This window comes from Variovorax sp. YR634 (genome assembly GCF_900106655.1).
GTDB lineage: Bacteria > Pseudomonadota > Gammaproteobacteria > Burkholderiales > Burkholderiaceae_C > Variovorax.
The window spans coordinates 429,389-442,586 of the sequence record NZ_FNOL01000001.1; the positions used below are offsets into that span (position 1 = coordinate 429,389).

The following is a 13,198-nucleotide window of genomic DNA, read 5'->3' on the forward strand; positions in this document are numbered from 1 at the left end:
CTTCAGAACGAACGAGGCAGGCCGAGCATGTGCTCCGCCACATAGCTGAGGATGAGATTCGTCGAGATCGGCGCCACCTGGTACAGCCGCGTCTCCCTGAACTTGCGCTCGATGTCGTATTCACACGCAAAGCCGAAGCCGCCATGGAACTGCAGGCACGCGTTCGCCGCCTCCCAGCTCGCCTTGGCCGCAAGGTACTTCGCCATGTTGGCCTGCGCGCCGCAGGGCTGGTGCGCGTCGAATAGGCGACAGGCCTCGTAGCGCATCAGGTTGGCTGCTTCCACTTCGATGAATGCCTCGGCAATCGGAAACTGCACGCCCTGGTTCTGACCGATGGGCCGGCCGAACACCACGCGCTCCTTGGTGTAGGCCGTCACGCGGTCGATGAACCAGTAACCGTCGCCTATGCATTCGGCCGCGATCAGCGTGCGCTCTGCGTTGAGTCCGTCGAGGATGTACTTGAAGCCCTGGCCCTCCTCGCCGATCAGGTTCTCGGCCGGGATCTCGAGGTTCTCGAAGAACAGTTCGTTGGTCTCGTGGTTCACCATGTTCAGGATGGGCTGTACCGTGAGCCCCTTGCCGATGGCCTCGCGCAGGTCGACGATGAAGATCGACATGCCCTCGGACTTCTTCTTCACGTCCGCCAGCGGCGTGGTGCGCGCCAGCAAAATCATCAGGTCCGAATGCTGGATGCGAGAGATCCATACCTTCTGGCCGTTGATGACGTAGCGGTCACCCTTCTTCACCGCCGTGGTCTTGATCTTCGTGGTGTCGGTGCCGGTGGTGGGCTCGGTCACGCCCATCGACTGCAGGCGCAGTTCGCCGTTGGCGATCTTCGGCAGGTAGTTGCGCTTCTGTGCCTCGCTGCCGTGGCGCAGCAGCGTGCCCATGTTGTACATCTGGCCGTGGCAGGCGCCGGAGTTGCCGCCGCAGCGGTTGATTTCTTCCATGATCACCGAGGCCTCGGTCAGCCCCAGGCCCGAGCCGCCGTACTCCTGCGGGATCAGCGCGGCCATCCAGCCGGCCTTGGTGAGCGCGTCGACGAATTCGGCGGGGTAGCCGCGTGCCTCGTCGATCTTGCGGAAGTAGGCATCGGGAAACTGCGCGCACAGGTCGCGCACGGCGTCGCGAATGTCGGGAAAGCTCTTGTCGTTGGCGTTGTTCATCGGTCGTTGTTCATCGGTTGTTGCTCAGTCAGTCCTGGCGGGGTCCGCCGGCTTCTTTCTCCACGCGTTGCCAGATCTCGATGGCCATCGGGTCGTCGATCTCCTCCAGGATGTGGCCCACGAGGCCGATGGCGCGCGCCATCACGCCGAAGCCGCGAATGATCTTCCACGGAAAGCCGAACTCGGCCGCAATCGCGCCGATGGCCCCGGTCGCGTTGATCGGTAGCGACTTGCCCGACACGCGCTCGGCTTCTTCCTGCACCGCCTGCATCAGCGCGACGTAGTGCGTGGAGAGCTCGTTCTCCGCCGCGATCTGGAACAGGCGCGGCGTGCGCGGGTCGATGGGCTTGTGCAGCGGATGGCCGAGGCCCGGCACGATCTGCTTGCGCGCGCGGTAGTCGGCCACGATGTCCTTCGCCATGTCGGCGAGCGGGCGCGTGGGCTTCTCGCCGAAGGGAATCGCCTCGTAGAGCATCTTCGCGGCGCCCTCGGTACTGCCGACGAACACCGTGCCCAGGCCGCAAAGGCCGGCAGCCACGGCGGCTTGCAGTGCTTCGGGTGCGCCCGCATAAGTGAGGCGAGCAGCCAGCGCGCTGGGCGTGATGCCGTGCTCCACCAGCGTGACGACGATGGCGTTGAAGGTGACGGATTCCTGCGGCGTCGGGATGCGCCCTGTCAGCTCCAGGAAGGCCATGTCGCCGAGATTCAGGTGGCCGAGGATTTCCGAAGGCAGGTCGCGCCCGCGCACGGTGATCTTGTCGGGCGTGCTGTGGCCCAGCTCGGTGTGCAGGGATTTCTTGATTTTCGTCATGGCAGCGAATCTAGCCCGCCCTCGCGCGGGGTGGTTCTCTGATTGCGAAACCCTCCCTTCGGCAAATGCAAATGCTCGCTCGCGGGGTCTTCAGGCACGCTGCGGCGATGGATCTTGAATCACTTTCGGCAGTGCGCGAATCGGCGCTCGACTACTTCGTTCGCAGCCGCGCTATCCAGCGGCGGCGCGCATGCATGGAACAACCCGGTGCCGACGAGGCCGACGGCTGGGGCGGCATCGCCGCGCTGGGCTGGCCCGGCATGCTGGCGCCCGAATCGGCCGGCGGCCTCGCGCTGGGCCTCGACGGCGCGGCGGAAATCCTGCGGGCTGCGGGCGAGCATGTGGCGCCCGAGCCGCTGCTGGCCGTGGCTGGCCTCAGCGCGCTGCTGCTGGCACGGCTCGGCACGCCGGGCGCGGATGCCTTGCTGGCCGAACTGGTCGCGGGCCGCAGCCTGCCTGCGCTGGCGTGGCAGGAAAGCGCGGGCGACCTTAGCGCGGTGCCGCTGGCCTGCGGCTGCGAAGTACGGCCCGGGCACACAGGCGGCGTGCTGCTGCAAGGCGAAAAACTCATGGTGCTGCCCGGCGCGGCCGCCAGCGGCTGGCTGGTGTCGGCGCGCGGAGAGGACGATGCGGTGCTGCTGTGGGTGCCACGCGGCACCGAAGGCGTGACCGAAACGCTGGTGCCGCTGGTCGATGGCAGCCAGGCCTCGAACCTGCGCTTCGAGCAAGTGGCGTTGCCGCCCGGCGCAGTGCTGGCCGAAGGCCCGGCCGCGCAGGATGCGTTGCGCCATGCCCTTGCGGCCGGCCAGATCCTGCAATCGGCCGAGCTGCTGGGCGCGGGGCAGGCCATGCTGGCGCAGACGCTGGCCTACCTGCGCACGCGCTCGCAGTTCGGCAAGCCCATCGGCAGCTTCCAGGCGCTGCAGCATCGCTGTGTCGACATGTTCATCCACCTCGAAGTGGCGCAGGCCACGTTGAACGAGGTGCTGGCTCTGGCAGCACAGGGCTTGCCGGCGGACCGGATCGAAGCCGAGGCGAGCCGCGTCAACGCGCGCTGCACAGCCGCTGCGCTGCAGGCGTCGCGAGCATCGGTGCAGTTGCATGGCGCCATCGGCTACACGCAGGAGTGCGACCTGAGCCTGTTCTACAAGCGTGTGCTGTGTCTCTCGGCCTGGCTGGGTAACGTCAGCGCGCATCAGCGCCGGCATGCGTCGCTGTCGGGCGATGTGGAAGCCTCGGCGGGTGCGGCCGAGTGGCAGGGTGATTTCCCGCGCACCGCCGACTGGTCCGCCATGTCCGAGGCCGACTTCCGCAGCATGGTGCGCGCCTTCCTGCAGCAGCGCTATCCGCCACAACTGCGTTATCTCTCGCACCGCGCGCGCTGGAGCGAGATGCGCGAGTGGTATCTCACGCTGTCGGCGCAAGGCTGGATCGCGCCCGCGTGGCCGCAGGCGCATGGCGGCATGGGCCTGCCGGCGGACAAGCTCATCGCGTGGATCGAGGAGCTGGAGCAGCACGGCGTGGCGCGCGCGCCCGACCAGGGCATCGTGATGATCGGCCCGCTGCTCATCCAGCATGGCACGCCCGAGCAGCAGCAACGCTTTCTGCCGCGCATCCTGAGCGGCGAGCATGTCTGGTGCCAGGGCTACTCGGAGCCCAACGCCGGCTCCGACCTCGCGGGCCTGCGCACCGAAGCCTTGCCTGCGCGCGATGCGCAGGGCGATCACTTCGTCGTGAATGGCCAGAAGATCTGGACCACGCTCGCGCAGGACGCCAACCACATCTTCATGCTCGTGCGCACCGACAAGGACGCACGCAAGCAGGAGGGCATCAGCTTCCTGCTGTGCGACCTGCGCACGCCGGGCATCACCATCCGGCCGATTCATACGCTGGCCGGCGAGCCCGAGTTCTGCGAAGTGTTCTTCGACAACGTGCGCGTGCCGGCCGAGAACCTCGTGGGCAAGCTGCATGGCGGCTGGACCATTGCGAAGGCGCTGCTGGGCTTCGAGCGCATCTTCCTGGGCAGCCCCAAGCAGTCGCAGTACGCGCTGGGCCAGCTGGCGCGGCTGGCGCAGGCGCGGCGCCTGTTTGCCGACCCGGTGTTCGCGCAGCGCTTCGCGGCGCTGCGGCTCGACGTGCTCGACCTGTCGGCCGCCTACACGGGTTTCGCGAACATCGTGCGTGCGGGCAAGCCGCTGCCGGCTTCGGTGTCGCTGCTGAAGATCTGGGCGAGCGAGACCTATCACCGCATCGGCGCGCTGCTGGTCGAGGCGGGCGAAGAGCAGGGTGCCGTGGCCGGCGACCAGTTGCTCGACGGGCAGAGCTTCAACGTGCTCTCTCCGCTCATCGGCTCCACCGCCGCAATGATCTACGGCGGCACCAACGAGATACAGCGCAACATCCTCGCGCGGCAGGTGCTCGACCTGCCGGCCTGAGCGATGCAGCCGACGAAGAAATACACAACAGGAGACAACGCTCATGACATCGACTCACTTCTCGCGCCGACACCTCATGGCCGCGATGGCAGGCAGCGCGGCGCTGGCCGCATTGCCGCATCGTGCTTTCGCGCAGCAGCCCTTGCCGCCGCTCATCAAGCTCGTCGTCGGCTATTCCGCAGGCGGCCCGGTCGATGGCGCCGCGCGCCTGCTGGCGCCCGCGCTGAGCCAGGAGCTGGGCACGCAGGTCATCGTCGACAACCGTCCAGGCGCCAGCGGCTCGCTCGGCGGCGACGCGGTCGCCAAGGCCGCGCCTGACGGCACGATGCTGTTCTTCGGCGCGAGCCCGACCATCACCATCAACCCGAACGTGCAGCGCAAGATGGCCTTCGACCCGATGAAGGACCTGACGCCCATCGCGCCGCTGGTGGACTACACCAACGTGCTCGTCGTCAACAACGAAGTGCCGGTGCGCAACCTCGCCGAGTTGCTGGCCTACGCGAAGGCGCGGCCCGGCAAGGTGTTCTACGGCTCGGCGGGCGTGGGCGCTTCCAACCACCTGAGCGGCGCGCTGCTGGAGAAGATGACCGGCGTGCAGCTGACGCACGTGCCCTACAAGGGCAGTGCACCGGCGCTCGCCGACGTGATGGGCGGCACCGTGACCATGATGTTCGACATCATCGCCACCTCGAAGCCCTTCATCCAGACGGGCAAGGTGCGCGCGCTGGCCGTTACCTCGCGTCAGCGCAACCGCATGCTGCCCGATGTGCCGACCATGATCGAGTCGGGCGTGCCCGGCTACGACGTGGGCGGCTGGTTCGGCCTCTACGGCCCGGCGCGCATGGACCCTGCGCTGGTCGCGCGCATGAACGCCGCGGCGCAGAAGATGCTGGCGCGCGAAGACATCGCGCACCGGCTGCGCGAGCAGGGCTACGACGTGTGGTCTGGTGCGGCCGACCTGCTGGCGACGAAGGGCAGGTCAGATCGCCAGCTCTGGGCGACGGCGTCCAAGGGCATCGAGGCGGAATAGGCGATGCAGAAGATTCATCAGTTGTTGGAGGCATGCGCGGCTCACACGCCGGAGGCTGTCTTTCTTTTCGAACCCGCTGGGACGACGACGTATGCGGCGCTGCAATCGATGGTCGATGCCGCCGCAAACGACCTGCTGGCCGCCGGTGTGCGGCCGACCGACCGCGTGGTGCTGGTGGCCGAAAACTGCGCCGCGCACATTGCGCTGCTCATGGCCTGCAGCCGCGTCGGGGCCTGGTCGTGCGGCGTGAATGCGCGCATGTCGCCGGGCGAGATCGCGGCCATTGCGGAGCGTGCGGATGCACGGCTTTGCTACTTCACGACCGGGGTATCCGAAGCCGCTGAAAAGCATGCGCAGAGGGCCGGTGCAGAGCCTTCCGCACTCGAAGGCGTGATGCGCTCGGCCGTGCGTGCCGAAGCGCGCACCGAGCCCGACCCGGCATTGGCCGACACGGCCGCCATCATCTTCACTTCCGGCACCTCGGGCACGCCCAAGGGCGTGATGGTGTCGCACCGCGGCCTGCTTCATTTTGGCCGCGTCTCGGCCCAGGTGCGTGCATTGAGCGAGCGCGACCGCGCCTACGCCTTCCTGCCGATGACGCACATCTTCGGCATCGGCACGGTGCTGATGGCCGCGCTCACGGGCGGTGCCGCGCTGGTGCTGCGCGGCAGCTTCTCGCCGGTCGACATGCTGCAGGCGCTGGCGCACGAGCAGGTGTCGAACCTGCTCGGGCCGCCGACGATGTATGCGCGCCTGCTGGCACACATCGAGGCGGAGGGCGTGGCGCCGCGCTTTCCGAATCTGCGCTACGTCTACACCGGCTCGGCGCCGCTCGACCCCGCGCTCAAGCAGCGCGTGGAGCAGTTGTTCGGCCAGCCGCTGCACTATGGCTACGGGCTGTCCGAGTACGCGGGCTCGGTGTTTCTCACGCGCACCGAGTCGCCGCGCGCGGACACTTCGGCGGGCTACGCGGTGGAAGGCGGCGAGGCCCGCATCGTGACCCTCGACGGCAATGACGCCGCGCCCGGCGATACCGGCGAGATCTGGCTGCGCGGCCCCGGCCTCATGCTCGGCTACTTCCGCGATGCCGCCGCCACGGCGCAGGTGATGCGCCCCGGCGGCTGGTACGCCACCGGCGATCTCGGGCGCTTCGGCAGCGACGGTGCGCTGTTCGTGGTCGGCCGGCTGAAGGAAATGATCATCCGCTCGGGCTTCAACGTATACCCGGCGGAGATCGAGGCGGTCATCGGCCGCTTCGACGGCGTGCACCTGTGCGCGGTGGTCGGCGTGCCCGAGGCCGACGGCAACGAGCAGGTCGTCGCCTTCGTCGAACTGAAGCCCGGCGCGGTGCTCGACGAGGCGGCTCTGCGCGCGCACCTTGTCGAGCACCTGTCGCCCTACAAGCGCCCGGCCCGCATCGAGGTGATCGACGCGATACCGACCACGGCCAACGGCAAGCTGCTCAAGCGCGAGCTGCAGGCGCGTTGCGCGCCGGTTGGCTGATTCAACCGAAGATCGCGGCCCGGCCCTTCTGCGTGTCCATGTACTCGCGCACCCGGGCGATGCGGCCCTCGCGCAGCTCGAAGACGAAGCAGTAGTCGTTGTCGTAGTGCCTGCCGCTGGCCAGCGTGGCCTGCATGCGCTCTTCGAGGATCACGGTGTCGCCGTCGCAGTACAGGTGAGAGAAGCTCACCGCGACGTCCGCGACGAAGAGTTTGGGGAAAGCCTCGACCAGGAAATGCGCGATCGCAGCCGGTCCGATCATGTGGTCGGGTACGTCGAGCGCCACCGCTGTCGCGTTGCCTTTGGGCGCCAGCCATTCGGCGTCTTCGGTGAAGACGGCCTGGATGCGCTGCGGGTCGCGGCTCGCAAAGGCCTTCCAGGCTTCGGTGACGGCGTGCTTGTTCTGCTCTGGGGTCATGAGGATCGATCGGGGCGGGAGTGGACGGAGGCCTGAAGGTAGGGGCAGGGCCGAGCGCCGGCACGCCGTTTCCGGACATTCCCAACCGGTGGGCGGGGCCATCGTAGGTACGCTCCTACACCCGCACCCGGGGTCGGGCACGATACTTGTTAACTCCCCCGTTTCAGGAAGTACCTCGTGACCGTGCCGATGAACCCGACGCCCGTGGCTGCTGCGCAATGAAGGCCTCGCCCAGTGCGCGCAGCTGGATCGCCGCCGGCGTGCGCCACGAACTGCTCACACGTGCGTTGCCCGCCCTGCGGCACGACATGGCGGCGCCCGTCTCGGTGATCCGCATGGCGCTGCTGATGCTCAAGCGGCAGGTTGGCGCCGCCACCATCGACGCCGTGGCCTGCGAAGAGCGGGTGGCGCTGATCGACAACCAGGTGTCGGAGCTGATCGAAGCCGTCCGCTCGCTGCGCGACTGGGAACTGGCCACCACCGACGACGGCATCACCCGCAGCGCGCTGGTGGCGCAATGCGTGGCGCTGATGCGCTCGGCCTTCGACCTGCACGGCGTGTCGCTCGACGCCGATGCCTCGCTCGATCCGCAGGAAGACGAGCACCGCTGGCCTGCCGCGGCGGCCCTGCGCTATCTGTTCCTCGGGGCGTTGGGGTACCTGCACGACGGTGCGGCCGAGGCGGGTGCCATCCGAGTCGAGGCAGATGGTGCGAATGCACTGCGCCTCACGGCCCTGCCGCGCGAACCCGGTGGCACGCCCGCCGTGCTCGATGCGCACCGCGCACCACGCGCCCTCGCCATCGACGCCGTCGCGCTGCAGAACCTGGCTGAAGACCTTGGCTACGCCGTGGCGCTGGATGGCGACAGCGTGCGCCTCGTGCTCGCGACCGGCAACTGAGTCTTGCTGCTGCGGCCTCGCGCCGCATGCCTCCCCCGTGGCGCTCGCAGGAAGGCCAGCAGCCGCCGTTCGGCCGCATGCAGCCCACGCGATGGCCTGGCCGTGCCGTGCCCGGCGATCCTTTCGAACAGTGCGCCGGTGGCTTCGTCGCCCTCCGAGAGCGCACTGCCCAGCGCCAGCACGGCCGGGTGCACGTACGCCTTCTTGCAGACTGCGGGCGTGTTGCCGAGTTGCCTGGCGACGGCCGCGAGGATGTCCTTTGCGCTGTAGCGATTGCCGTCGGCAGCGGTGCGGCCCGGCTCGCAGGCCAGCCGGGTGAGTTCCAGCGCCTGCACGGTGCCGTGCCAGGTGCGGAAATCCTTCGCGGTGAAGCGCTCGCCCTGCGCGGCTTCGGCCAGGTAGTCGTTCACGTCGGTGGACGAGACGCTGCGCAGTTCGCCATTTCCGCCTCCCTCTGCATCCTCGTCCACGTACTGGAACAGCGCCTGCCCCGGCAGTTGCTGGCATTGCCGCACCACCCGGGCCACGCGCGGGTCGTCGAGCTTCGCCTCGTGCATCACGCCGCTCTTGCCCCGAAAGCGCAGCCGCAGGGCCTGGCCCTGCACGGCCGCATGCCGGTTGCGCAGCGTGGTGAGGCCGTAGGAGCCGTTGCTGCTCGCGTATTCCTCGTTGCCCACGCGCAGCAGCGTGGTGTCGAGCAGGCGCACCACCGCCGCGAGCACCTGGCTGCGGCCCGGCGCCTTCTGGCCCCTTGGCAATTGCAGGTCGCGCGCCACACGGGCGCGGATGCGCGGCAGCGCGAGCGCGAAGGCTTCGAGGCGGTCGAACTTGGTCTCGTCCTTCATCGAGCGCCAGTCGGCGTGATAGCGGTACTGCTTGCGCCCGCGCGCGTCGATGCCGGTGGCCTGCAGGTGGCCGTTGGGCAGCGGGCAGATCCACACCTGGGTGTAGGCCGGCGGAATGGCCAGCATGCGGATGCGCGAGATCTCGTCCACGTCGCGCAGCCATTGCCCCTTGGCATCGCGATAGCGAAAGCGCTCGCCGTGCTTCAGGCGGCGGATGCCGGGCATGTCGGGGTTCACGTAGACGAGGCCGTTGGCGATGGGCGTCGGCTTTGACGGAGGCTTTGCAGGAGTGGAAGAGTCCGGCATGGTGTTTGCGTGATGGCGTTACATCGCGCTTTTGCCAGCACCGACAATCGGCGGTTGTAGGACGCCGGGCGCGCTTGTTGTCCTTGTCCTGCCGTCCTTGTCCTTCTTAACGGGTTCCAGAATGACTTCTTTCAAGTCCTCCTTTTTCACCGCCCGCTGGCTGGCCGTGCCTGCCGCGGCGCTGCTGTTCACGGCCTGTGCTTCCACTTCGACCCCGACCGCATCTGCCCCGGCTGCGCCCGTGAAGGTCAAGGTCTTCGTCGCCGCCATGTTCGAGATCGGCCAGAACACCGGTGACCGCGCCGGCGAGTTCCAGCACTGGTACGAGCGCTACTGGAAGGGCGCCAGGCCCATTGCGGTGCCCGGCGCACTGCAGCCCGTGTACTGCAACACCGACGGCGTGTGCGGCGCGGTGCTCGGCATGGGCAAGGTCAACTCGTCGTCGTCGATGCAGGCCATCTTGCTGAACCCGCAGTTCGACTTCTCGCAGAGCTACTACGTGATCTCGGGCGTGGCCGGCACGCCGCCCTCGCGCGGCACCATCGGCGAAGTGAGCTGGGCCACCTGGCTGGTCGACTACGACCTGGGCCACCGCTGGGCACCCGAAGAGAACAAGCCAGGAGAACCAACCTTCATGCCGCGCAAGGGCTACGAGGAATACCGCCGCTTCAAGCTCAACCCCGACCTCGTGGGCTGGGCCATGAAGCTCTCGGCCGACACGCCGCTGAAAGACGCCGACTCGGCCCGCAAGTACCGCCTGCGCTACCCCGACGCCGCGGCCCGCCGCGCGCCCTTCGTAGGTACCGGCACGCACATGACCGGCGACACCTTCTTCCACGGCCCCGGCATGTCGAAGCAGGCGCAGTACATCGCCAAGCTCTACGGCGCCGACGACTACGTCATCACCGAAATGGAAGCCGCCGCCATCACCCTCGTGATCAAGCGCACCCACGGCACCGACCGCGTGATGAGCCTGCGCGGCGCCGTCAACTTCGACCAGGGCAGCCCGAAGGAAACCACGCTGCAGCACCTGGACCCTGCACCGGGCGAAACGGCCGGCGGCTTTGCCGAGACGGTGGAAAACATCGAGCTGGTGGGCAGCCGCGTGGTCGATCACATCGTCGCGAACTGGCCACAGTGGTCGGCCGGCGTGCCCAAGCCCTGAGCTTCGTCGCTCAGGGCCGCACCGGCTTCAGGTGCCACGTCACCGTGAAGTCGAAGGGCGTCCAGCGGCTGACGGTGACGCCCGAGCGCCGCAGCCCGCGCCCAGTCCAGGTGTTGCAGGTCTCGAAGAGGTTGTAGCCGCCTTCGGCTTCGTAGAAGGCGTCCTGGCTGTCGTAGTGCGCGCCCGCAATGGGCGTGGCCTGGCCCGAGGGCAGCGCGGCGCGCACGTAGCCGGCCAGTTGCGCGTACTGCGCCTGCGAGAGTGGCAGGCTGTAGGCGCCGCGCCCCAGTTGGTTGCGCCGCAGGTAGCTCACATGCATCAGCGCGCGGTTGCCGCCCGACAGCGCCCCGAAGGCGCGCGCCGCCGTCAGGTCGCCCCAGGTGGGCGTGTTCAGGTAGAACTCGCGGTCGCCCCAGCCGATGGCGATGAACTCGGCATCGGGCGGCGGCGCCTTGAAGTCTTTCAGCGGGAACACCTGCAGCCAGTCGACGGTGGCCGATCGGATGGGGAACACGTAGTCGGTGTGCACGCCGTTGCTCAGCACCCAGGTCTGTACGTCGGCGGTCGCATCGTTCGATGGCTTCGCATTGGCCGGCCAGAACACCAGCACGCAGGCCGCGGCCACGTAGAGGCCGACCAGTGCAACGAAGCCCAGCAGCGTGAAGGCGATGCGCCGCAGCCAGCGTTTCACCATGGCGTGTTCAGAACAGCGACGCGGTGGTCGCCGCCGGTTCCGACGCGGCGCGATGCGCACCGGCCCCGGCAGGCGCCAGCGCCTCGGGGCTGCCCGCCTTCGCCAGCGCGCCCACGCGCACGCCCAGGAGGCGCAGCGGGCGCTCCAGCGGCACGCGTTTCAGGCACAGACCGCCCGTGTGGCGGATGGTCTTCGCGTCGTCCGTGAAGCGGTCGATGGTCTGGTCGCGCGTGGCGATCTTGAAATCGTCGTAACGCAGCTTGATGCCGATGGTCTTGCCCACGTAGCCCTTGCGCTGCAGGTCGGCGGCGAGCTGCTCGCACAGCTGCGTGAAGATCGCGCCCAGCTCGGCGCGGTCGCGCACCGCGTGCAGGTCGCGGTCGAAGGTGGTCTCGCGGCTCATCGACACGGGCTCGCTTTCGGTCACCACCGGGCGGTTGTCGCGGCCCCAGGCCACCTCGTGCATCCATGCGCCGGTGGCCTTGCCGAAGGTGGCAATGAGCCAGTCGCGGTCGCGCGCCGCGAGCTGGCCCACCGTTTCGATGCCGAAGCGCTTGAGCTTTTCGTCGGCCTTGGGGCCGATGCCGTTCACCTTGCGGCAGGGTAGCGGCCAGATGCGCGATTCGAGATCGTCCTCGTAGACGATGGAGATGCCGTTGGGCTTGTTGAACTCGCTCGCCATCTTGGCGATGAGCTTGTTGGGCGCCACGCCGATGGAGCAGGTCAGGCCGGTGGCATCGAAGATGGCTTTTTGCAGCAGTCGTGCCAGCGAGCGCCCGCCGTCGCGCTGGCCGCCGGGCACGTCGGTGAAGTCGATGTACACCTCGTCCACGCCGCGGTCTTCCATGAGCGGCGCGACCTCCAGGATGAGGTTCTTGAAGGCGCGCGAATAGCGCCGGTACTCGTCGAAGTCCACCGGCAGGATGATGGCCTGCGGGCACAGCTTGGCCGCCTTCATGAGCCCCATGGCCGAGCCCACGCCGAACTGCCGCGCCGGGTAGGTGGCGGTGGTGATCACGCCGCGGCCGGTGTAGTCCTTCAGCAGCGGAAAGGACTCGACCGGAATGTCGGCCAGCGTGCCGCCCTCGGGAAGGTTGCGGATGGCTTCGTCCACGCGCCGCCGCCCGCCGCCGATCACCACCGGCAGGCCCTTGAGCTGCGGATAGCGCAGCAGCTCGACCGACGCGTAGAAGGCGTCCATGTCGAGGTGCGCGATGCGGCGGATCGGCGGTGTCGCAGGTGACGGTGGCTGGGTCTGTGAACTCACGGCCACGATTGTCTCGCGGTCGGGCGGCGTGTGCCCGTGCGGGGGAGATTCGGTCAGCGGGTTTCGACGGTCACGAGCAGCGGCGATTCGAACATCGCCACCGGCGAGATCACCGGCTCGTCCATCGGCACCTTGTCGCCATAGCGCTCGCGCATCTTGGCGCGCACCGCAGGGTCGCCCAGGTTGAATTCGCGGATCTTCTGCAGCTCGCCGATGCGCACGCCCAGCGCGCGCTGGTAGAGCTTCCACACGAGTTCGGAGCAGTAGATGCGCTTGTCGGACCATTCGAAGGTCAGGTCGTAGGGCCGCCCTTCGAAGTCAGAGGTACCCGCGCGCAGTTTGGCCACCGCGCCCGGTGTCAGTAGCGTGTCGGCATTGCGCAGCCGCTTCACCACGTAGTGCCCGCCGTTGCCGCGCGCGGTCCATTGCGCAAGCGGCGTGTAGCGCACCGTCGACACCGCCTCGAACACATAAGGCTTGCCGCGCCGCAACAGCACGATGCCCATGTGGCTGTAGCGCGAGCCGGTGGCGCGCTGCACCGCGATGCTCTGCGCCGAACGCGAGGTGTGGAAGATGATGTCGCCGTCTTTCAACGCCGCCGCATGGCTGGCGCTGGAGGACAGGACGAGCGCGAGCGCGACGGGGAGCTTGAATGTCAT

At 68.1% G+C, this 13,198-nt stretch carries 12 protein-coding genes; 5 read left to right on the forward strand and 7 right to left on the reverse strand.

What is annotated here, in order from left to right:
- Positions 1 to 2: 2 nt before the first annotated feature.
- Positions 3 to 1,166 carry an acyl-CoA dehydrogenase family protein gene (locus tag BLV60_RS02000; protein WP_093049052.1) on the reverse strand — a complete coding sequence of 388 codons (1,164 nt, stop codon included), beginning with the start codon at positions 1,164 to 1,166 and terminating at the stop codon, positions 3 to 5.
- Positions 1,167 to 1,194: 28 nt separating this feature from the next.
- Positions 1,195 to 1,977 (reverse strand): citryl-CoA lyase, encoded by a 783-nt coding sequence (locus BLV60_RS02005; RefSeq protein ID WP_093049055.1) that lies wholly within the window; start codon positions 1,975 to 1,977, stop codon positions 1,195 to 1,197.
- 107 nt (positions 1,978 to 2,084) lie between these two features.
- Here BLV60_RS02005 and BLV60_RS02010 point away from each other — a divergent pair, with 107 nt between their 5' ends.
- The 3 genes from BLV60_RS02010 to BLV60_RS02020 are packed head-to-tail and all read left to right on the forward strand — an operon-like array spanning position 2,085 to position 6,945.
- Positions 2,085 to 4,412 carry an acyl-CoA dehydrogenase family protein gene (locus tag BLV60_RS02010; protein ID WP_093049058.1) on the forward strand — a complete coding sequence of 776 codons (2,328 nt, stop codon included), beginning with the start codon at positions 2,085 to 2,087 and terminating at the stop codon, positions 4,410 to 4,412.
- A gap of 43 nt (positions 4,413 to 4,455) precedes the next feature.
- Positions 4,456 to 5,442, forward strand: coding sequence for a Bug family tripartite tricarboxylate transporter substrate binding protein (locus BLV60_RS02015; protein ID WP_093049060.1), 987 nt, complete (start codon positions 4,456 to 4,458; stop codon positions 5,440 to 5,442).
- A gap of 3 nt (positions 5,443 to 5,445) precedes the next feature.
- The gene (locus BLV60_RS02020) at positions 5,446 to 6,945 is read left to right on the forward strand and encodes a class I adenylate-forming enzyme family protein (RefSeq protein ID WP_093049063.1); all 1,500 of its coding nucleotides are present in this window, start codon (positions 5,446 to 5,448) and stop codon (positions 6,943 to 6,945) included.
- 1 nt (position 6,946) lies between these two features.
- Here the strand turns inward: BLV60_RS02020 and BLV60_RS02025 are convergent, their stop codons facing one another.
- A complete protein-coding gene (locus tag BLV60_RS02025) occupies positions 6,947 to 7,363 on the reverse strand; it encodes a nuclear transport factor 2 family protein (protein WP_093049066.1) in 417 nt (138 codons plus the stop codon).
- A 218-nt stretch (positions 7,364 to 7,581) separates the two neighbouring features.
- On the opposite strand from BLV60_RS02025, the gene BLV60_RS02030 reads away from it, so the two are divergent.
- Entirely contained in the window at positions 7,582 to 8,262 is a 681-nt protein-coding gene (locus tag BLV60_RS02030; RefSeq protein WP_093049069.1) for a hypothetical protein, read from the forward strand.
- Here the strand turns inward: BLV60_RS02030 and BLV60_RS02035 are convergent.
- Positions 8,205 to 9,413 carry a DNA topoisomerase IB gene (locus tag BLV60_RS02035; RefSeq protein WP_093049072.1) on the reverse strand — a complete coding sequence of 403 codons (1,209 nt, stop codon included), beginning with the start codon at positions 9,411 to 9,413 and terminating at the stop codon, positions 8,205 to 8,207. The two genes, BLV60_RS02030 and BLV60_RS02035, sit on opposite strands and share 58 nt — an antisense overlap.
- A gap of 121 nt (positions 9,414 to 9,534) precedes the next feature.
- Here BLV60_RS02035 and BLV60_RS02040 point away from each other — a divergent pair, with 121 nt between their 5' ends.
- Positions 9,535 to 10,578 (forward strand): purine-nucleoside phosphorylase, encoded by a 1,044-nt coding sequence (locus BLV60_RS02040; RefSeq protein ID WP_093049075.1) that lies wholly within the window; start codon positions 9,535 to 9,537, stop codon positions 10,576 to 10,578.
- 10 nt (positions 10,579 to 10,588) lie between these two features.
- Here the strand turns inward: BLV60_RS02040 and BLV60_RS02045 are convergent, their stop codons facing one another.
- From BLV60_RS02045 to BLV60_RS02055, 3 genes are all read right to left on the reverse strand, one after another.
- On the reverse strand, positions 10,589 to 11,272 hold the full coding sequence (locus BLV60_RS02045; RefSeq protein WP_093049078.1) for a TIGR02117 family protein: 684 nt from the start codon (positions 11,270 to 11,272) through the stop codon (positions 10,589 to 10,591).
- Between the two features lie 7 nt (positions 11,273 to 11,279).
- A complete protein-coding gene (locus tag BLV60_RS02050) occupies positions 11,280 to 12,473 on the reverse strand; it encodes a Y-family DNA polymerase (protein ID WP_093049081.1) in 1,194 nt (397 codons plus the stop codon).
- A 119-nt stretch (positions 12,474 to 12,592) separates the two neighbouring features.
- Positions 12,593 to 13,198, reverse strand: coding sequence for a YiiX family permuted papain-like enzyme (locus BLV60_RS02055; RefSeq protein WP_093049084.1), 606 nt, complete (start codon positions 13,196 to 13,198; stop codon positions 12,593 to 12,595).

Excerpts from the sequence above, each read along its gene's own strand:
- BLV60_RS02000 (WP_093049052.1), bottom strand. The coding sequence starts at position 1,166 with ATGAACAACGCCAACGACAAGAGCTTTCCCGACATTCGCGACGCCGTG.
- BLV60_RS02005 (WP_093049055.1), bottom strand. The coding sequence starts at position 1,977 with ATGACGAAAATCAAGAAATCCCTGCACACCGAGCTGGGCCACAGCACG.
- BLV60_RS02010 (WP_093049058.1), top strand. The coding sequence starts at position 2,085 with ATGGATCTTGAATCACTTTCGGCAGTGCGCGAATCGGCGCTCGACTAC.
- BLV60_RS02015 (WP_093049060.1), top strand. The coding sequence starts at position 4,456 with ATGACATCGACTCACTTCTCGCGCCGACACCTCATGGCCGCGATGGCA.
- BLV60_RS02020 (WP_093049063.1), top strand. The coding sequence starts at position 5,446 with ATGCAGAAGATTCATCAGTTGTTGGAGGCATGCGCGGCTCACACGCCG.
- BLV60_RS02025 (WP_093049066.1), bottom strand. The coding sequence starts at position 7,363 with ATGACCCCAGAGCAGAACAAGCACGCCGTCACCGAAGCCTGGAAGGCC.
- BLV60_RS02030 (WP_093049069.1), top strand. The coding sequence starts at position 7,582 with ATGAAGGCCTCGCCCAGTGCGCGCAGCTGGATCGCCGCCGGCGTGCGC.
- BLV60_RS02035 (WP_093049072.1), bottom strand. The coding sequence starts at position 9,413 with ATGCCGGACTCTTCCACTCCTGCAAAGCCTCCGTCAAAGCCGACGCCC.
- BLV60_RS02040 (WP_093049075.1), top strand. The coding sequence starts at position 9,535 with ATGACTTCTTTCAAGTCCTCCTTTTTCACCGCCCGCTGGCTGGCCGTG.
- BLV60_RS02045 (WP_093049078.1), bottom strand. The coding sequence starts at position 11,272 with ATGGTGAAACGCTGGCTGCGGCGCATCGCCTTCACGCTGCTGGGCTTC.
- BLV60_RS02050 (WP_093049081.1), bottom strand. The coding sequence starts at position 12,473 with ATGGACGCCTTCTACGCGTCGGTCGAGCTGCTGCGCTATCCGCAGCTC.
- BLV60_RS02055 (WP_093049084.1), bottom strand. The coding sequence starts at position 13,198 with ATGACATTCAAGCTCCCCGTCGCGCTCGCGCTCGTCCTGTCCTCCAGC.